Source organism: Marinactinospora endophytica (assembly GCF_054780875.1).
The window spans coordinates 386,384-405,059 of sequence record NZ_BAAGVM010000003.1 but is presented as its reverse complement, the minus strand read 5'-3'; the positions used below and the strand labels follow the sequence as shown (position 1 = coordinate 405,059).

Annotated in this window: 14 protein-coding genes; 3 read left to right on the top strand and 11 right to left on the bottom strand. The window is 71.4% G+C overall.

Annotated features, from left to right (window positions below; all coding sequences use genetic code 11):
* Window positions 1–48 precede the first annotated feature (48 nt).
* Window positions 49–1,599, bottom strand: coding sequence for an Asp-tRNA(Asn)/Glu-tRNA(Gln) amidotransferase subunit GatB (gene gatB, locus ACYVHU_RS08425; RefSeq protein ID WP_432938842.1), 1,551 nt, complete (start codon window positions 1,597–1,599; stop codon window positions 49–51).
* A 355-nt stretch (window positions 1,600–1,954) separates the two neighbouring features.
* Here gatB and ACYVHU_RS08420 point away from each other — a divergent pair, with 355 nt between their 5' ends.
* Together ACYVHU_RS08420 and ACYVHU_RS08415 are read left to right on the top strand one after the other, a co-directional pair.
* Complete coding sequence (locus ACYVHU_RS08420) at window positions 1,955–3,166, top strand: thioester domain-containing protein (protein WP_432938839.1); 1,212 nt, start codon at window positions 1,955–1,957, stop codon at window positions 3,164–3,166.
* Window positions 3,167–3,585: 419 nt separating this feature from the next.
* Window positions 3,586–4,830, top strand: coding sequence for a thioester domain-containing protein (locus ACYVHU_RS08415; RefSeq protein ID WP_078762721.1), 1,245 nt, complete (start codon window positions 3,586–3,588; stop codon window positions 4,828–4,830).
* Window positions 4,831–4,936: 106 nt separating this feature from the next.
* Here ACYVHU_RS08415 and gatA read toward each other — a convergent pair whose 3' ends face one another.
* The 7 genes from gatA to mnmA form a co-directional block, all read right to left on the bottom strand.
* Window positions 4,937–6,436 (bottom strand): Asp-tRNA(Asn)/Glu-tRNA(Gln) amidotransferase subunit GatA, encoded by a 1,500-nt coding sequence (gene gatA / locus ACYVHU_RS08410; protein ID WP_078762720.1) that lies wholly within the window; start codon window positions 6,434–6,436, stop codon window positions 4,937–4,939.
* Window positions 6,433–6,732, bottom strand: a complete 300-nt coding sequence (gatC, locus tag ACYVHU_RS08405) for an Asp-tRNA(Asn)/Glu-tRNA(Gln) amidotransferase subunit GatC (RefSeq protein ID WP_078762719.1) — start codon at window positions 6,730–6,732, stop codon at window positions 6,433–6,435. The genes gatA and gatC overlap by 4 nt, the downstream gene beginning before the upstream one ends.
* 78 nt (window positions 6,733–6,810) lie before the next feature.
* On the bottom strand, window positions 6,811–8,868 hold the full coding sequence (locus ACYVHU_RS08400; RefSeq protein WP_078762718.1) for a putative bifunctional diguanylate cyclase/phosphodiesterase: 2,058 nt from the start codon (window positions 8,866–8,868) through the stop codon (window positions 6,811–6,813).
* Between the two features lie 295 nt (window positions 8,869–9,163).
* A complete protein-coding gene (gene ligA / locus ACYVHU_RS08395; protein WP_078762717.1) occupies window positions 9,164–11,359 on the bottom strand; it encodes an NAD-dependent DNA ligase LigA in 2,196 nt (731 codons plus the stop codon).
* Between the two features lie 22 nt (window positions 11,360–11,381).
* The gene (locus ACYVHU_RS08390) at window positions 11,382–12,404 is read right to left on the bottom strand and encodes a methionine synthase (protein ID WP_498948032.1); all 1,023 of its coding nucleotides are present in this window, start codon (window positions 12,402–12,404) and stop codon (window positions 11,382–11,384) included.
* 50 nt (window positions 12,405–12,454) lie between these two features.
* Entirely contained in the window at window positions 12,455–12,970 is a 516-nt protein-coding gene (locus ACYVHU_RS08385; protein WP_078762715.1) for a DedA family protein, read from the bottom strand.
* 86 nt (window positions 12,971–13,056) lie between these two features.
* Entirely contained in the window at window positions 13,057–14,145 is a 1,089-nt protein-coding gene (gene mnmA / locus ACYVHU_RS08380; protein WP_200813685.1) for a tRNA 2-thiouridine(34) synthase MnmA, read from the bottom strand.
* A gap of 95 nt (window positions 14,146–14,240) precedes the next feature.
* On the opposite strand from mnmA, the gene ACYVHU_RS08375 reads away from it, so the two are divergent.
* Window positions 14,241–15,395 (top strand): DUF695 domain-containing protein, encoded by a 1,155-nt coding sequence (locus ACYVHU_RS08375; RefSeq protein ID WP_078762713.1) that lies wholly within the window; start codon window positions 14,241–14,243, stop codon window positions 15,393–15,395.
* 133 nt (window positions 15,396–15,528) lie between these two features.
* Here ACYVHU_RS08375 and ACYVHU_RS08370 read toward each other — a convergent pair whose 3' ends face one another.
* From ACYVHU_RS08370 to ACYVHU_RS08360, 3 genes are all read right to left on the bottom strand, one after another.
* Window positions 15,529–16,698 (bottom strand): cysteine desulfurase family protein, encoded by a 1,170-nt coding sequence (locus ACYVHU_RS08370; RefSeq protein ID WP_432938829.1) that lies wholly within the window; start codon window positions 16,696–16,698, stop codon window positions 15,529–15,531.
* A 175-nt stretch (window positions 16,699–16,873) separates the two neighbouring features.
* On the bottom strand, window positions 16,874–17,818 hold the full coding sequence (locus ACYVHU_RS08365) for an electron transfer flavoprotein subunit alpha/FixB family protein (protein WP_078762711.1): 945 nt from the start codon (window positions 17,816–17,818) through the stop codon (window positions 16,874–16,876).
* A 33-nt stretch (window positions 17,819–17,851) separates the two neighbouring features.
* Window positions 17,852–18,631 (bottom strand): electron transfer flavoprotein subunit beta/FixA family protein, encoded by a 780-nt coding sequence (locus ACYVHU_RS08360; protein ID WP_200813684.1) that lies wholly within the window; start codon window positions 18,629–18,631, stop codon window positions 17,852–17,854.
* Between the last annotated feature and the right edge of the window lie 45 nt (window positions 18,632–18,676).

Below are 18,676 nucleotides of genomic sequence, written 5' to 3'. Positions count from 1 at the left end.
TCCCGCCGATCCCCGGGGACCGGCGGGAGTCCCGCGCCGGGCGCCGGCCTACCCCTGCACGCCCAGGCGCTCCAGGATCAGCGCGCGGGCCCGTCCCGCGTCGGCCTGGCCTCGGGTGGCCTTCATCACCGCGCCGACCAAGGCGCCGGCCGCCGCGATCTTGCCACCGCGCACCTTCTCGGCGACGTCGGGGTTGTCGGCGATGGCCTGGTCGACGGCCGCGCCGAGCGCGGAGTCGTCGTTGACCACCTTGAGGCCCCGGGCCTCGACGACCTCGTCGGGCCCGCCCTCGCCGGCGAGGACGCCGTCGATGACCTGGCGGGCCAGCTTGTTGGTCAACGACCCCTCGGCCACGAGCTCGACGACGCGGGCGACCTGGGCCGGCGTGATGGACAGCGCGGCCAGCTCCACCTCGGACTCCGTGGCGCGGCGCGACAGCTCGTTGAGCCACCACTTGCGCGCCTCGGCCGGCGGGGCGCCGGCGTCGACCGTCGCCGCGACGAGGCCGATGGCGTCGGCGTTGACGAGGTCGCGCAGCTCCTCGTCCGACAGGTTCCACTCGGCCTTGATCCGCCGGCGCTGCGCGGCCGGCAGCTCGGGCAGGCCGGCGCGCAGCTCCTCGACCCACTCGGCGCTCGGCGCGACCGGGACGAGGTCGGGGTCGGGGAAGTACCGGTAGTCCTGCGCCTCCTCCTTGCTGCGGCCCGCGACGGTCCCGCCGGTGTTCTCCTGGAAGTGGCGGGTCTCCTGGACGACGCGGCCCCCCGAGTCCAGCACGGCGGCGTGCCGCTGGATCTCGTAGCGCACGGCCCGCTCGACCGAGCGCAGCGAGTTGACGTTCTTGGTCTCGCTGCGCGTTCCCCACTCGGTGGCGCCGCGCGGCATCAGCGAGACGTTGACGTCGCAGCGCAGCGACCCCTCCTCCATGCGCACGTCGGAGATGCCCAGCGCGCGGACCAGGTCGCGCAGCTCGGTGACGTAGGCGCGGGCGACCAGCGGGGCGAGTTCGCCGGTGTGCTCGATCGGCTTGGTGACGATCTCCAGCAACGGGATGCCGGCCCGGTTGTAGTCGACGATGGAGTACTCGGCGCCGTGGATACGTCCGGTGGCCCCGCCCAGGTGCGCGGTCTTACCGGTGTCCTCCTCCATGTGGACGCGCTCGATCTCGACCCGGAACTCGCGCGGCCCCTCGGGGGTGTCGACGACGACGTCGAGGTGACCGTCGAAGCACAACGGCTCGTCGTACTGCGAGATCTGGTAGTTCTTCGGCATGTCCGGATAGAAGTAGTTCTTCCGGGCGAAACGGCACCACGAGGCGATGGAGCAGTTCAACGCGAGCCCCAGCCGGATCGCGCTCTCGACCGCCGTGCCGTTGACCACCGGCAGCGAGCCCGGCAGCGCCAGGCAGACCGGGCACACCTGGGTGTTGGGCTCGGCGCCGAACGTCGTGGCGCAGGAGCAGAACATCTTCGAGCGGGTGCCCAGCTCGACGTGGGTCTCCAGCCCGAGCACCGGCTCGTACTTGGCCAAGGCGTCGTCGTACGCCATCAGCGCCGGACCACCACTCGTGGCAGGGCCACTCGTTACCGCGCTACCCATCGCCGCAACCCGTTTCCGTATCCGAGGGGTCCCGCTGCGCACTGCCCCACCAGCGAGGACGTTCGCCGTTCGGTCGTGCCCGCGCCGATCGGCAGTGGGACGCGGGGCACGTCAAGAAGCCTACCGATGTCGGGAACGGTCCGGCGCCCGGTCACCCCTACGGGCCCTGCTGTGATGGTCACCATCCGTCGGGGAATCACAAGGTCACAGCTAGTACACGATTCGAGACCGGTGGAGTGGTTCGCCGGACCAGGTGGTGGGGGGCGACTACTCTTTGGACCCGGTTTCGAACGCGAGTTCCCGTTCTCCCGCCCGCCTCGGGCGCACGTCCCACCGATCCGTCCAGGGGACCCCCTTGCCCAGCATCACCTCCATCGCGCGGCGTGCCCTCGCCGCCCTCACCACGGCCGTCCTCCTCGGCTGGGGCCCGGCGCTGCCCGTCGAGGCCGAGTCCACCGGGATCGCCCGGGTCGACCGCAACGGCGAGGCCGGCACGACCGTCCATCTGGCCGGTCAGAACGGCGCCGCCGCCTCCACCACGCTGTTCAACCTGCGGGTCGACGACGACTCCTTCGTGCGGGCCTACTGCGCCGACCTGAGCACGAGCGTGGACCCGCGGGCCGCCTACGTGGAGGCGGACTGGGAGGAGTACCCCGAACCCCGCGAGTTCGTCGACAACGCCGAGCGGGTGCACCGGGTGATCCTCTCCTCCTACCCGAGGGTGGGACTGGAGGAGCTGCGCAGGCGAACCGGCCTGGTCACGTTGACCCCCCCGCAGGCGATCGCCGCGACGCAGGCCGCGGTCTGGCACTACAGCAACGGGGTGGACCTCAGGGTGGGGGTGCTCAGCGGCAACGCGCCGGAGGTCGAGGCGCTCTACGCCCACCTGATCGAGGTCGCCGACCGGGGAGGCGCGGCCGAACCCCCCGCCTCGCTGGAGGTCTCCCCGCGTCAGGTCCGGGGCGAGACGGGCGCCCCGCTCGGCCCGTTGACGGTACGCACCACCAGCGAGTCGCCGGTGGGGTTGCGGGTGAACGGGGCGCCGTCGGCGAACCTGGTCGACCCGAGCGGGAACCCCGTCACCGAGGTACGCGCCGACGGCGAGGTCCTGCTGCAACCCGACGCCTCGGCCCCCGAGGGGACCGCCACCCTCTACGCCACCTCCGACAACGCCACCGTGGAGGCGGGCCGGCTCTTCGTCGGCAAGGACGGGGTCAAGACGCAGGCCCTGATCACCGCGGAATCCGTCGAAGGGGTGAGCGCGTCGGTCTCGGCGACCGTGAGCTGGACCCCCGCGTCCGTTCCCACGCCCAGCGCCGAGGCGTCCCCGCCGGCCGCCGAGCCGTCCCCCTCGCCCTCGTCCTCGGCTCCCTCGCCCGCACCGTCGGAGGGCGGCTCTCCGACCGCGTCGGCTCCTTCGGGGCCCGTTGTCATCGCCGAGGACAAGCGGCCCGAAAACGATCTCGCCTTCACCGGCACCTGGGCCGGGACGATCGTCATCACGGGACTGGTCCTGCTGGCCATAGGTGGCCTTGCGATGTTCCTCACTCGCCGTCGGCGCAGGTGACGACCTTCTTCCCGACGCGCAGCGGTACGGGTGCCCCCACGGGGCGGTGACCCGCCGCCGGTTCGTCCACCAGCGGCGATGGCGTGATCACGAACGGTCATCGATTACGGACTCAGCAAAACAGATCCGCGCATTTTTAGTGAACCGTGTTGGAAGCCCGGAAATGGGTCGCTAGTATCTGGCGGTGCGGCGGTCGAGACCGTTTGCTTACGGGTTTCTTACACACTCCGACCGCCGCTCCCGGGCTCGAACCCGCGGGCCCACCGAGCCAGCCCGGCCGTCTTCGGCGGGCGTCCACCCAGAGAAACCGGTTCCTCCTCCCGGTCGGCGACGACTCAGATCACTCCCGGCCCGAGCGTGGCGACACGCGACGCAGCATCTGTATCCGGTTCCCCCTAAATATCTCACTGGGAAATAACTTGATCGAGAAGACGCTCCCCCCATCCCCCCGTTGGCGTAACCGCGCCATCACCACCGTGGCCGGCTCCGCCGCCGCCCTGCTGGCCTTCGGCCTGGCCGCCCCCGGCGCCTCCGCCGACGAGGTCTACTCCGGCGGCGCGCAGGGCAAGTACACCGGCAATGTCGAGAAGGGATTCACCCTCGACTTCGGCAGTGACGGCAAGGTCGGCACCACGCTGTTCGAGCTCACCCTGACCGACGGGGCGAAGCTTCCGGCCTACTGCATCGACTTCGTGACCCCCATCCGCAGCGGCGCCAGCTACTCCGAGGGCGCCTGGAGCGAGTACCCGGGCGAGGGCGACTTCGCCAACTCCCAGCCGGGCAAGGTCCTGTGGATCCTGCAGAACTCCTACCCGCGCGTTTCCGCCGAGGAGCTCGCCCAGGCCTCCGGCGTCGAGGACCTGGACGCCAAGGAGGCCATGTCGGCCACCCAGGCCGCCATCTGGCACCACAGCAACGGCGTCGAGCTCAAGGGCGGCGGCGGCCGGGAGCACCGCGACGACATCCTCGACTTCTACGACTACCTGCTGGAGAACGCGCAGGAGGTCGAGTCGCACCCCGCCTCGCTGACCATCACGCCCAACGAGGCCTCCGGCAAGGCCGGTGAGACGATCGGCGAGTTCACGGTCGAGACGACCGCCGAGAGCGTCCCGCTGACCCTGAACGGCCCCGACGGCGTCAGCATCGTCGACGCCGAGGGCAAGGAGATCGAGACCGCCGCCAACGGCGGCACCTTCGCGGTCAAGGTCGACGAAGGCGTCGCCCCCGGCGAGGCCACCGTCTCCAGCTCCATCTCCACCGAGGTGCAGATCGGCCGCCTGTTCAAGGGCGTCGACCCCAACAAGCCCACCCAGACCCTGATCACCGCGGGCGACGGCACCACCGAGGCCTCCGCCCAGGCCAAGGTCACCTGGACCGAGGGCACCCCGGCCGAGACCCCCAGCCCGTCGCCGAGCGAGTCGCCGTCGGAGGAGCCCTCGACCCCGCCGTCGACCCCGCCGGCCTCCCCGCCCGCGTCCACGCCGCCGGCTGAGACGCCCCCCGCGGACAAGCCGACCCCGCCGGCCGACGAGAAGCCGGGCAACTCCCTGCCCGTGACCGGTGCCGCGCTGGGCGGTCTGGTCGCCGCGGCCGTCGTCGCCATCGGTGGTGGCGGTGCCGCGATGTACCTGTCCCGCAAGCGCAAGGCCGGCCGCGACGCCTGATCCGGCGCCGCGCCCGCGCCCATGAGGCGGAGCGTATGACGCGAGGGCCCGCCACCGTGGATCCACGGTGGCGGGCCCTCGCCCTGTCCGTTCCCGGACGTCGGCCTCAGACGGCGTAGGCGTTCTTGGCCAGCAGCTCGCCGCCCCAGGCGTCCCTCAGCGCGGCCTCGACGGCGGCCCCCACCCGGTAGGTGCGGTCGTCGGCGAGCGCCGGCGCCATGATCTGCAGGCCCACGGGCAGGCCGTCCTCGGGAGCCAGCCCGCACGGCACCGACAGCGCGGCGTTACCGGCCAGGTTGGTCGGGATCGTGCACAGGTCGGCGAGGTACATGGCCATGGGGTCGTCGGTACGCTCGCCGAGCGGGAACGCCGTGGTCGGGGTGGTGGGCGACACCAGCACGTCCACGTGCTCGAACGCGGCGTCGAAGTCGCGTTTGATGAGCGTGCGCACCTGCTGCGCCGAACCGTAGTAGGCGTCGTAGTAACCGCTGGACAGCGCGTAGGTGCCCAGGATGATGCGGCGCTTGACCTCGGGACCGAAGCCCTCGGCGCGGGTCAGCGACATGACCTCCTCGGCACTGCGGGTGCCGTCGTCGCCGACACGCAGGCCGTAGCGCATCGCGTCGAAGCGGGCGAGGTTGGAGGAGCACTCGCTGGGCGCGATCAGGTAGTAGGCCGGCAGCGCGGTGGTGAAGCTCGGGCAGGAGACCTCGACGACCTTGGCCCCCATGGACTCCAGCAGCTCGACGGCCTCGTTGAACCGCTGGAGCACGCCCGCCTGATAGCCCTCGCCGGAGAACTCGCGGACGATGCCGATCCGCAGCCCCGCGACGTCGGCCCGGCGGGCCGCCTCGACCACCGGCGGCACCGGGGCGTCGATGGAGGTGGAGTCGCGCGGGTCGTGTCCGGAGAACGCCTCGTGCAGCAGCGCGGCGTCGAGCACGTTGCGCGCGAAGGGACCCGGGGTGTCCAGCGACGACGCGAAGGCGATGAGACCGTAGCGCGAGGAGCCGCCGTAGGTGGGCTTGGCACCGACCAGGCCGCACACCGCGGCCGGCTGACGGATGGAACCGCCGGTGTCGGTGCCGGTGGCCAGCGGCGCCTCGAACGCGGCGACGGCGGCGGAGGAGCCACCCGAGGAGCCGCCGGGGATGCGGTCGAGGTCCCAGGGGTTGCGGGTGGGACCGTAGGCGGAGTTCTCGGTGGAGGAGCCCATCGCGAACTCGTCCATGTTCGTCTTGCCCAGGATGACCAGCCCGGCGTCGCGCAGCCGTTCGGTGACCGTCGCGTCGTAGGGCGGCCGCCACCCCTCCAGGATCTTCGACGCCGCCGTGGTCGGCATGTCCTTGGTGGTGAAGACGTCCTTGTGCGCGACGGGGACGCCCGCCAGCGGACCGGTCTCCTCGCCCGCGGCGATGCGGGCGTCGACGGCGCGGGCCTGCTCCAGCGCCACCTCGTCGTCGACGTGCAGGAAGGCGTTGACGTCACCGTCGACGGCCGCGATCCGGTCGAGGTAGGCGCGCGTCGCCTCGACCGCGCTGGTCTGGCCCGCGCGGATGGCCGCGCCGAGCTCGGCCGCGCTCAGCCGGATGAGGTCGTTGTTCACTCTTCCTCCCCGAGGATCTGCGGCACGCGGAACCGTCCGTCCTCCACCGCGGGCGCCCCCGCGAGCGCCTGGTCGGGGGAGAGCCCCGGACGGGACTCGTCGGGGCGGTAGACGTTGGTCAGCGGCAGGGCGTGCGAGGTCGGCGGGATGTCGCCCTTGGCGACCTCCTGCACCTTGGCCACAGCGGAGATGATCACATCGAGCTGGGCGGCGAGCTGGTCCAGCTCGTCCTCGTGCAGCGCCAGCCGCGACAACCGGGCGAGGTGCGCGACCTCATCGCGGGTGATGGCGGACATGAATTGCAAACCGTTCCTTCGGCGGATTCGGACAGGTCAATCCTATTCCCGCGCGCGGCCCCGCGGAGTGGTCCGCGCTCAGCCCGCCGACCCCGTCCGCTCCTGGGAGACCTGTAAGCCGCCGTGCTCCAGCAGCCAGGCCGTGGCCTGGGGCGCCTCCAGGGGCGGGGCGAAGTAGCGGCCCTGGGCCGCGTAACAGCCCATGGCGCGCACCGCCCCGGCGACCCGGGCGGTCTCGACCCCCTCGGCGACCGCGCGCATGCCCAGCGCGGCCACCAGGTCGATGGCCGAGCCCACGATGACGCGCCCCTCGTTCTCGTCGGCGGCCCTGCGCACGAACGAGCCGTCGATCTTGATCTCCTCGACCGGAAGCCCGTTGAGGCTGGCGAGCGTGAAGTAGCCGGTGCCGAAGTCGTCGAGGCTGAGCGAGACCCCGAGGTCGGCCAGCGCCAGGATCGTGGGGGTGACGGCGTCGTCCTCGGCGACCATGACCCGCTCGCTGATCTCCAACCGCAGCGCCCGCGGGTCGACCCCGTGGCGGCGCAGTCCGGCCGCGACGATCTCGGGAAGGGTCGGATCGAGCAGCTCCCGCGCCGAGAGGTTGACGGCCACCGGCAACCGCAGGCCCTGGGACCACCACTCGGCGATCTGCGGCAGGGTCATCTCGATCACCTGGTGGGTGAAGCCGCGCATCAGGTAGGACTGCTCCAGCAGGGGGACGAACTCCTCCGGCGAGAGGATGCCCCGCTGTGGATGCCGCCAGCGCACCAGGGCCTCCAGCCCCACCGCGCGATGGTCCCCCAGGGCCACCTTGGGCTGGTAGAACATCTCCAGCTCCTCCTCCACCAGCGCCCGGCGCAGCTCGCCGAACAGGCTGAGCCGCGCGGTGGAGTTGCGATCCTTGTGGGGCGCGTACAGCTCGACCCCGGTGCGGCGCTCCTTGGCCACGTACATGGCCACGTCCGCGCGCTGCATCAACAGCTCGAAGTCGGGCGCGTGGTTGGGGTAGAGCGCGATGCCGATGCTGGCCTCCAGGTCGAAGTCCATGCCGTCCAGCCGCATGGGCTCGGAGAGCGCCACGCGCAGTCGCGCGGCCACCTCGCGCGCCGAGGCCGCGTCGCGGACCTGCGGCAGCAGGACCGCGAACTCGTCCCCGCCGAGCCGGGCGACGAGGTCGCCGGGACGGACGCTGTGGGTGAGCCGGTGCGCGACGTTTTGGAGGAGGCGATCGCCCGTGGGGTGGCCCAGAGTGTCGTTGACCTCCTTGAAACGGTCGAGGTCGAGCATGAGCAGGCCGACCCGCTGCTCCCTCTGCTGGGCGTCCCCCAGTGCCTCCTGGGTGCGCAGGATGAGCAGCTTGCGGTTGGCCAGGCCGGTGAGCTCGTCGTGGTTGGCCTGGTGTTCGCGCTTGACCGACAGCGTGGCGCTGCTGTACAGCGCGACCAGGGGCAGGCTGAACAGCGGCACCAGCCACACCGAGTGGGCCATGGCGACCACGACGAGGGGCGCCAGGCTGAGCAGGACACCGGAGACGAACACCCGCTGGCCGATGCCCTTCATCAACACCCGGTACAGGGGCGCGCGCTCGTGCATGGCGACCGCGCACTCGACGAGGAGGAGGTTGACGAGGAAGTAGGCGGCGCCGGCCAGCGCGACGACGACGAGACCGGTCCCCTCGGGCACCCACGGCATGTGGGCGGTCTCGGGGAACAGCAGCCGGATGACCGCCCCCGCCGCGCCGAAGCTCAACCCGTACTGCGCGACGTTGAACGCGATGCGGTGGAGCGCGTGACCTCGGGCGACGCCCGCGATGACGGTGGCGATGGCCTGGACGACGCCGGCGACCGCTAGGCCGTAGAAGATGACGAGGGCGAAGGAGAAGGGCAGCGAGGTCGGCGCCCCGTTGTCCGTGGGCGAGCGGGGGGTGGCGATGGGACGTAGTTCACCGAGGACCACCATGCACAGCACGACCCAGACGAGCGGCTGGGCGGCGAGGTACTGCACCTCGTCGGGGCCCAGCCAGAACAGGGAGACTGCCAGGAGCGCGCAGCCGGCCACCGTGGTGCTGGCGAAGTACAACCACAGTGGCGTCCCGACCCGGGGACCGATGTCCCGGGTGTTGTTGGGATCCCTCATAACGTCCTCGGGGTGCATGCAGCGGATTCGGTCTCGGTCGCTCCGGTCACCCCCATGACCGGAACGTCCTTCCTTTCTGACGCGTGCGGAACCATCCAGATCAGCTTACGCCGCTCCGTCACCAGGTGTCGCCAAATGGGGACTTTAGGTAAACCTCGGATTACCTGAAACAATCGCCCGATTCGCTCCAGATTACTGCGACAGGTAGCGCGCCGACTGCGGATTGTAGAGGCGACGGGTCGGTGTGAGGAGTACCCGGGCGGGCCGGGCACTCACCCCTCTTCCTGACTATTGATTACTCGGCGTGTTCCCCAAGCGCCTCGATGACACGCGCCTTGGCCGCTTCCGGCCCTTCGGCGAGCAGGACCCGCAAGCCCTCCTCGTCCAGGATCGGCACCTTCAGCTGGACCGCCTTGTCGTACTTGGACCCGGGGCTCTCCCCTGCGACCAGGAAGTCGGTCTTCTTCGACACCGATCCGGTGACCTTGCCGCCCAGGTTCTGCACCGCCTCCTTGGCGCCGTCGCGGCTGAACCCCTCGAGGGAGCCGGTGATGACGAGGGTGAGGCCCTCCAACGGCCGTGGCCCCTCGTCGGCGCCCTCCTCTTGCATCCGCACCCCCGCGGCCCGCCACTTCTCGACGATCTCGCGGTGCCAGTCGACCTCGAACCACTCGACGATCGAACGGGCGATGGTGGGGCCGACCCCGTCGACCGAGGCCAGCTCCTCCTCGCCGGCCGCCGCGATGGCGTCGATGGAGCGGAAGTGGCGGGCGAGGTCCTCGGCCGCGCGCGGGCCGACGTGACGGATCGACAGGGCGACCAGGACCCGCCACAGCGGTCGCTGCTTGGCCTGCTCCAGCTGTTCGAACAGCTTCTGGACGGTCTTCTTCGGCTCGCCCTTCTGGTTGGCGAAGAAGGTGACCACCTTCGGCTCGCCGGTCTTCGGATCGATCTTGGGCAGCCCGCTGTCGGCGTCGAGGACCTGCGTCCTGATCGGCAGCAGTCGGTCCACGGTGAGGTCGAACAGGTCTCCCTCGTCGCGCAGCGGCGGTTCGGCGGGTTCCAGCGGCTGGGTCAGCGCGGTCGCCGCCACGTAGCCCAGCGCCTCGATGTCCAGGGCCTTGCGGCCGGCGATGTAGAACAGCCGCTCGCGCAGCTGGCCCGGGCAGGACCTGCTGTTGGGACAGCGCAGGTCGACGTCGCCCTCCTTCTGCTGCCCCAGCGGTGTCCCGCACTCGGGGCACACCTGCGGCATGACGAACGGACGCTCGGAGCCGTCGCGCTGCTCCTCGACCGGGCCCACGATCTCGGGAATGACATCGCCGGCCTTGCGGAGCACCACGGTGTCGCCGATGAGGACGCCCTTGCGGGCCACCTCCTGGGCGTTGTGCAGGGTGGCGAACTCGACCTCGGAGCCGGCGACCATGACGGGCTCCATGACCCCGTAGGGGGTCACCCGTCCGGTCCGCCCCACGTTGACCCGGATGTCGAGGAGCCGCGTGGTGACCTCCTCGGGCGGGTACTTGTAGGCGATCGCCCAGCGCGGAGCCCGGCTCGTCGAGCCGAGCCGGCGCTGCACCGACACGTCGTCGACCTTGATGACCACGCCGTCGATCTCGTACTCGGGGTCGTGGCGGTGCTCGGCGTAGTGGTCGATGTAGGAGCGGACCTCGTCCAACGAGCCGACCACCCGGGTACGGTCGCTCACCGGCAGTCCCCAGGCCGCGAGCAGCTCGTAGGCGTGCGACTGGTGGGTGAAGGAGACCCCTTCGTGGGCGCCCACGCCGTGCACGAGCATGCTCAGCGGACGGGTGGCGGTGACCCGCGGGTCCTTCTGCCGCAACGACCCGGCCGCCGCGTTACGCGGGTTGCGGAACGCCGGCTTGCCCTCGCCGACCAGGCGGGCGTTGAGCTCCTCGAACGCCTTGCCCGGCAGGAACACCTCACCGCGTACCTCCAGCAGGTCGGGGACCGGCTGGAGCGAACCGTCCAGGACCTCGGGAACGGCCTGGATCGTGCGCACGTTCAGCGTGATGTCCTCGCCGACACGGCCGTCCCCGCGGGTGGCCGCGCGTACCAGGCGGCCCTTCTCGTAGACCAGGTCGACGGCGAGGCCGTCGATCTTCAGCTCGCACAGGTAGGCGTCGACCGTGATCTCGTTCTCGACCCGGTTCGCCCACGCGGCGAGCTGTTCGGGGTCGAAGGCGTTGTCGAGGCTCTGCATGCGCTCCAGGTGCTCGACCGCCGCGAACTCGTTGCTGATGGGGGCGCCGACCTTCTGGGTCGGGGAGTCGGGCGTGCGCAGCGACGGGTAGCGCTCCTCCAGTCCGCGCAGCTCCAGCATCAAAGCGTCGTAGTCGGCGTCGGGAATGGTCGGCCGACCCATGTAGTACCGGTAGCTGTGGTCGTCGATGTCCTGACTCAGCTCGGCGTGGCGCTCGCGCACCTCGGCGGGAACCCCATCGACGATGGTCGACTCCTCCGCGCTCACCCGGGTACGTCCTTTCCTCATGTCATCGCCGTGGTTCGTCTCGCAGGACCCGGGCCGCCGTGCGGCAGGCCGCCAACGCCGTCCGGGCGTAGCGGGGCGACGCCCCGGCCAGTCCGCAGATGGGGGTGACGACCACGGTCTCGGCCAGCAGGCCGGGGTCGAATCCGATCCGATTCCACAGCTCACGTATGGGACCGACGTTAACGGCAGGGTCGGACACAACCGCGTCGACTCCCGGGACGATCCCCAGGAGAAGCCCGACGCCCTCCTCCACGGCGACGCCGATCGCCTCGTCGGACGCGCGGGTGAGCGCCGTGGCGTCCAGCGACAGCGCTCGGGCCCCGCTGCGCCGCAACAGGTCGATGGGGACCTTCGGCGCGCAGCAGTGCGCCGCGGGAAGGGCATCCGCCGCGGAGATGGCGGCGAACAGGGAACGCAGCCGCTCCTCGACCCGTACGCGTTCGACCGCGCGCAGCCGCCCGTACCCGCTCGCGGTGGGGACCGCGCCCACCAGCACCGCCGGCAGCGCCGGTTCGTCCACCTGGACCACCAGGTTCGCGCCGGGGACCCGGGCGCGGACGTCGGCGATGTGCGCGGTGATGCCCTCGATCAGCGACTCGCACAGGTCGGCGACCGCGCCTGGGTCGGCGAGAAGCTTCTCCCCCGCGCGCAGCTCGATCGACGCCGCGAGGGTCCAGGGGCCGGTGACCTGGAGTTTGAGCGGCCCGCGATAGGCGTGGGCCTGCTCCTCCAACGCGTCGAGGTCGTAGGAGAGGAAACTGCGCGCTCGGGCGAGGTCGCGGCCCGCCCGCTGCGCCACCCGCCACCCCGAGGGCTGCACCTCGACCGGCAGCTCCACGAGCAGGCCGGCGCTGCGCCCGATCATGTCCGCCCCCGCGCCACGTGCCGGAAGCTCCGGCAGATGGGGCAGTTCGGGAAGTTCTCCCATGACGACGCGGACCGCTTCGCCGGGGTCCTCGCCGGGAAGGGAACCGACGCCCGACGCGCTCGCGGAAGGCCAGGGATAACGCGGCTGATCACTCACGATGCATCAGGGTAGAGCACTCCCGGCCGGCCGGAGCCGGGCACCGCGTGTCAGGGGACGGGTTCCACCGGGTCGGGCCGCGCAGCGGGGGCCTCGTCGCGGGAGCGCGTCCGGCGCCTCCACCACACCCCGGCCCCGATCAGGGCGGCGGCCACCACGGCCGCCGTGACGGCCAGCAGCGGCGAGTGCAGGAAGAGCTCCCACCAGACGGCGATGACCGCCAGCCCGCCCAGGCTGTAGACCGCGGCCCAGGCCAGGCAGCCGACGAACATGGCGACCAGGTAGCGCGGGAACCGCATCCGCATCGCGCCCGCCGCGAGGTTGACGGCGGTCTGGATGCCCACGGTGAGGAAGGAGAGGGTGACGGCCGGCGGACCGAAACGGTCGATCAGCTTCTCGGCGCGGTCCAGCCGGGGACCGATCCGCCGCCCCCAGCCGCTACGGTGCAGCCCCGCCCCGATCCCGCGGCCGATCCAGTAGGTGGCCTGGGCGCGGCAGAACACGATGCCGAGGAGCGCCAGGTAGACGATCCAGAAGGGTCGTCCCTCCAGAAACTCGTACGGCATCGCGTCCTCCCCACCTGTCGGCACGAGAACTATGCTATGCCTAACCTAACTTGGACAACAGGGGCCCGCGAGGAGACACGGCGCACTCACGACGCCGGGGAGGTCTGCCTGGCCCGGCTCACGGCGGACCGGATGGTCGCCGACCCCAACACCACGTCACCGTCGTAGAGCACCGCGGCCTGCCCCGCCGCGACACCGGTGGCGGGCTCGTCCAGCTGGACGATCAGCTCGCCGTCGCGCTCCCAGGCCCGGCAGGGGTGGACCTCGCCGTGCGCGCGAAGCTGGACCGTGCAGGCGAACGGCTCGGTCAGCGGGTCACAGCCGCTCCACACCGGCCGCTCACCGACGATCTCGTCGATCTCGAGCGCCGCGCGCGGACCGACCGTCACCGTGTTGTTCACGGGCTCGATCGACAGCACGTAGCGCCGGTCGACCGCGCCCCCCAGGTTGAGGCCCTTGCGCTGCCCGACCGTGAACGCGTGCGCGCCGTTGTGGGTGCCCAGGACCGTGCCGGACTCGTCCACGATCGGACCGGGCTCACTGCCCAGGCGACGGTTGAGGAAGCCCGCGGTGTCGCCGTCGGCGATGAAGCAGATGTCGTGGCTGTCCGGCTTGTCGGCGACGGTCAGCCCGCGCCGCTCGGCCTCGGCCCGCACCTCGGCCTTCGTGCAGTCGCCGAGGGGGAACATCGCGTGCGCCAACTGCTCGCGGGTGAGCACCGCCAGCACGTAGGACTGGTCCTTGGCGAGGTCGACGCTGCGCCGCAGCCTGCCGTCGACCATCCGGACGTGGTGGCCGGTGCACACCGCGTCGAACCCCAACGCGACGGCGCGCTCCAGCACCGCCTCGAACTTGATCTTCTCGTTGCACCTGAGACAGGGGTTGGGGGTACGCCCGGCCGCGTACTCGGAGACGAAGTCCTGGACGACCTCACGGTCGAACTCCTCGGCCATGTCCCAGACGTAGAAGGGGATGCCGATCACGTCGGCGGCACGCCGGGCGTCGCGGGAGTCCTCGACCGTGCAACAGCCCCGCGCGCCCGTGCGGTAAGACTGCGGGTTCTTGGACAGCGCGAGGTGCACGCCGGTCACGTCATAGCCGGCCTCGGCGGCACGGGCCGCGGCGACCGCGGAATCGACGCCGCCCGACATGGCGGCGAGTACACGCATAGTCATAACGTCCCCAGCCTACGCGCCGGCGCCCACCACTGCCCCCGCCCGACCTCCCCCTCCCGGCTGAGGCTGCCGCGCGGTTCTGCGAAAATCGATGCATGGCTCTGTTCCGTCGCCGCCGCTCGTCCGATTCCGACTCCGCCGTCGCCGTCGACGAGTTCTGGTCCCACTGGGAGAAGCTCCGCGCCGACCTCGCCGCAGCGGTCGACTCCGGCACCCCGGTTCCCGGCCCCGTGGCCCAGGAACTCGACGAGCTGGTGCGGCGCCTGCATCCCTCCCTGACGTGGGAGGTGTCCACGCCCCCCACGTCCGAGGGCTCCGACCTGCTCGGCCTGTCGTTCGGGGACGACCTCGACAGCCTGCTCTCCCAGGCCGACGACGCAACGGGGCCGCAGGAGCCCAAGTACGCCCTCACGCTCAGCGCCGGCGCCGACGACGACGCGCGGATCGTCGCCGAACGGTGGAGCCGCGCCGCGCCCGACGACGGGGAGTGGCGTTTCCTGCCGGCCCGCCCCGCCGACCACGGCCGGCTGTCGCGCCCGTTGACGTGGGACGGGCACGAGCTCGACCTCGCGCACGCGACGGTGGCGCTGCGCGTCGACCAGAAGGCCGGCCGGATCCAGGCGGGCGTCTACCACCCGGACTTCATGTTCCTGCCTGAGGAGACCCGGGCGGGGGTCGCCGACCACGTCGTGATGCTCGCGCTGGGCGAGGACGACTACGTGCGCTGGATCGGCTCGGTCACCCCGCTGGTGGAGAAGCCGCTGGACCCGCTTCCGCCCACCTCGATCCCCTCGGTGGTCGACCAGCTCTCCGGGGCACTGGGGAGCGGGGGCTGGGTGACCCTCCAGGGGCGTGTCCCGCTGCGCGGCACGATCCAGCTGGCCGTGCGCCATCCGCTGCACCGCAGGGACTTTCCCGCCTTCACGCTGTACGTGCAGGTCACCGTGCACTACGCGAACGCCGACTCCGACCGTCTGCCCACCGGCTCCTCGGCGACGGCCCTGGAGGAACTGGCGTTGCGGCTCCAGGACCTGTTGGGCGACAACGGCGCGCTGTTCGCCCAGCAGACCGTCGGCGGCCAGCGGCAGCTCCACTTCTACGTCGACCCCGAGTCGGGGGTGCTGCCGCAGCTGGAGCAGGCCGTGCGGGCCTGGCCGGAGGGACGCCAGCAGGTCCAGAGCATGCTCGACCCCGACTGGGAGGCGATCGGCCAGATCACCAAACCGGTGCGGCGGCAGCTCGGCCGGTGAGGGCCGGCGGCCCGACCGGGTTTTCCACAGGATGGCCGGCCGGGCTGGCGCGGAGGGCTTGACAGGCGCGAGGATCTTCCCACGCGCCTTCCTTGAGGTGGGAGGCCTGCCCCCGGACGGGGCGGGGCGTGGCTCAGCGCCGCTTGTCGCGCGCCGCCCGGGCCCGCTCCACCGCGGGGCCGATCGCGTCGGCGAACGCCTTGACGTCGCCCTCGCTGGACCCGTGTCCGAGGGACAGCCGCAGGGACGAACGCGCGGTGTCGGGGTCGGCGCCCATCGCCAGGAGCACGTGACTGGCCTGGGCGACCCCCGCCGAACAGGCCGATCCGGTCGAGCACTCGATTCCGCGGGCGTCCAGCAACATGAGGAGGGCGTCGCCCTCACAGCCCGGGAAGGAGATGTGGGCGGTGCCGGCAAGCCGCTCGGTGGGATGCCCGTTGAGGTGGGCGTCGGGCACCACCGCGCGCACCGAGGCCACCAGTTCGTCGCGCAGGCGGGCGAGCTCGGCGGCGTGGGCCTTCCGTTCGGCCACGGCCAGGCGCAACGCGGTCGCCAACCCCCGTAGCAACGGGGTCATGAGGGTGCCCGAACGCACCTCGCGTTCCTGCCCGCCTCCGTGCAGCACCGGAACCGGGTCGACCCCCCTGGCCAGCAGCAGCGCCCCGGCTCCGACCGGACCGCCGAGCTTGTGGCCGGTGACGGTGAGCGCCGAGACGCCCGCGGCGGCGAAGTCGACGGTCTCGGTCCCCACGGCCTGCACCGCGTCGGTGTGGAAGGGGATCGCGTACTCCGCCGCGATCGCGGCGAGCTCGCCGATGGGCTGGACCGTGCCGACCTCGTTGTTGGCCCACATCACCGAGACGAGCGCCACACTCGCCGGATCACGCCGGATCGCGGCGCGCAGCGTCTGCGGGTCGACCCTGCCGTAGGAGTCGACCGGAAGCTCCTCGTAGACGGCGCCCTGGTGGTCGGCCATCCAACGGGCAGGGTCGAGCACGGCGTGGTGTTCGACCGCGCTGACCAGGATGCGCCTGCGCGCGGGGTCGGCCTGGTGACGTGCCCAGTACAGGCCCTTGATGGCGAGGTTGTCGGCCTCGGTGCCCCCACTGGTGAACACCACCTCGTGCGGGGTGGCCCCGAGCGCGTCGGCGACGGCCTCGCGCGACTCCTCCACCACCCGGCGGGCGCGCCGGCCCGCGCCGTGCAGCGAGGAGGCGTTACCGAGTACGCCGAACTCCTCCGTCATGTCGGCGATGACCTCGGGACGGACGGGGGTCGTTGCGGCGTGATCCAGATACACCATGGCCCTTCAAGGATACGGCCCCGTCCCGGCCGCCACCGCGGCGCGGTCCCTTCCGGCCCTGCCGGACGCCTCCGCCGGGACGGCGGGCGCGCCTCCGGTCGTGGGCGGGGCCCGGACACGGCGGCGGCCCTCGGACCCGGGGTCCGAGGGCCGCCGCGGTTCGCCGCGGAAACGGCTACTTGCGCTTGTTGATCTCCTCGGTGAGCTGGGGCGCCACCTGGTGCAGATCGCCGATCACGCTGAAGTCGCTGATCTCGTGGATCGGCGCCTCGGGGTCCTTGTTGACCGCGACGATCGTCTTGGAGGTCTGCATACCGGCCCGGTGCTGGATCGCGCCGGAGATGCCCAGCGCGATGTAGAGCTGCGGGCTGACCGTCTTGCCGGTCTGGCCGACCTGGAACTGGTTGGGGTACCAACCGGAGTCGACCGCGGCACGCGAGGCGCCGACGGCCGCGCCGAGCGAGTCGGCCAGGTTCTCGACGACGGAGAAGTCGTCGGAGCCCACGCCGCGACCACCGGAGACCACGATGGCGGCCTCGGTGAGCTCGGGGCGCGCGCCCTTCTCCTGCTTGACGCGCTCGACGACCTTGGCGGCCTTGGCCGCGTCGGACAGCTCGACGCTGACCTGCTCCTCGACGGCGGCTCCCTGGGCGGGCTCGGCCGGGATGGAGTTGGGGCGCACCGCGATGACCGGGACGCCGGCGCGGACCTTGGCGTGGGTGATGGTGGTGCCGCCGAAGATGGAGTGCTCCGCGACGAGGTCGGCGGTGACGTCGACGACGTCGGTGAGCACGCCCGAGCCCAGCTTGACGGCCGTGCGCCCCGCGACCTCCTTGTTCTCGGCGGTCGCCGAGACCAGGATCGCGGCGGCGGACTTCTCGCCGGCCAGCTTCGCCAGGAGTTCGGCCTTGGGGGCGACGACGTAGTCGTTCAGCTCGGCCGGGGCGACGTAGACCTTCTCCGCGCCGAACTCGGCGAGCTTCGCCTTGGCGTCGTCGGCGCCCTCACCGATCCACACCGCGGCCGGCTCGCCGATACGCCGGGCCAGCGTGAGCAGCTCGGTGGTGACCTTCTTGACCTCTCCGTCGACCTGGTCGACGAGGACGAGGACCTCAGCCATGTCTCAAATCCCTCTTTTTCGTCTCCGCCGGGCCTATACGAACTTCTTCGAGGCGAGGAAGTCCGCGATCTGCACACCGCCGGTGCCCTCGTCCTTGACGACGGTGCCGGCGGCACGCGGCGGCGCCGCGGCGAAGTCGACGGTCTCGGTGGTGGCGTTGGCGAGGCCGACCTTGGCCGGGTCGATCTCGGCGCCGGCCGCGTCGAGCTTGGTGACCGGCTTCTTCTTGGCCGCCATGATGAGCTTGAACGACGGGTAGCGCGGCTCGTTGATCTTCTCGACGACCGAGACGACCGCGGGCAGCTGCGCCTCGACGACGTCGTAGCCGTCGTCGGTCTGGCGCTGGATGCGGATGGTGCCCCCGTCGATGTCGACCTTGTTGGCGAGCGTGAGCTGGGGCAGGCCGAGGTACTCGGCGAGCGCCGCGCCCACGACGCCGGTGCGGGCGTCGGTGGACTCCGAACCCAAGACGACGACGTCGAACTCGGTGGTGCGCAGGGCCTGGGCGAGCGCGTAGGCGGTCTGCAACGAGTCGGAGCCGTGCAGCGCCTCGTCGTTGAGGTGGATCGCCTTGTCGGCGCCCATCGACAGGGCCTTGCGGATGGAGTCCGTGGCCTGGTCGGGGCCGGCGGAGAGGATGGTCACCTCGCCACCGTGCTTCTCCTTGAGCAGGAGGGCCTCTTCGATCGCGTACTCGTCGAGTTCGTTGATGACACCGTCGGAGCTCGCGCGGTCCAGCGTGTTGTCCGCCGGGTTCAACTTGCGCTCGGTCGCCGTGTCCGGGACCTGCTTGACCAAAACGACAATATTCATGGCCGGTGGCCGACCTCCCTGCACTCCCATGCGTCGCCCGCTCGG

Excerpts from the sequence above, each read along its gene's own strand:
- gatB (WP_432938842.1), bottom strand. The coding sequence starts at position 1,599 with ATGGGTAGCGCGGTAACGAGTGGCCCTGCCACGAGTGGTGGTCCGGCG.
- gatC (WP_078762719.1), bottom strand. The coding sequence starts at position 6,732 with ATGTCCGCCATCACCCGCGATGAGGTCGCGCACCTCGCCCGGTTGTCG.
- ACYVHU_RS08400 (WP_078762718.1), bottom strand. The coding sequence starts at position 8,868 with ATGAGGGATCCCAACAACACCCGGGACATCGGTCCCCGGGTCGGGACG.
- ACYVHU_RS08385 (WP_078762715.1), bottom strand. The coding sequence starts at position 12,970 with ATGCCGTACGAGTTTCTGGAGGGACGACCCTTCTGGATCGTCTACCTG.
- mnmA (WP_200813685.1), bottom strand. The coding sequence starts at position 14,145 with ATGACTATGCGTGTACTCGCCGCCATGTCGGGCGGCGTCGATTCCGCG.
- ACYVHU_RS08375 (WP_078762713.1), top strand. The coding sequence starts at position 14,241 with ATGGCTCTGTTCCGTCGCCGCCGCTCGTCCGATTCCGACTCCGCCGTC.
- ACYVHU_RS08370 (WP_432938829.1), bottom strand. The coding sequence starts at position 16,698 with ATGGTGTATCTGGATCACGCCGCAACGACCCCCGTCCGTCCCGAGGTC.
- ACYVHU_RS08365 (WP_078762711.1), bottom strand. The coding sequence starts at position 17,818 with ATGGCTGAGGTCCTCGTCCTCGTCGACCAGGTCGACGGAGAGGTCAAG.
- ACYVHU_RS08360 (WP_200813684.1), bottom strand. The coding sequence starts at position 18,631 with ATGAATATTGTCGTTTTGGTCAAGCAGGTCCCGGACACGGCGACCGAG.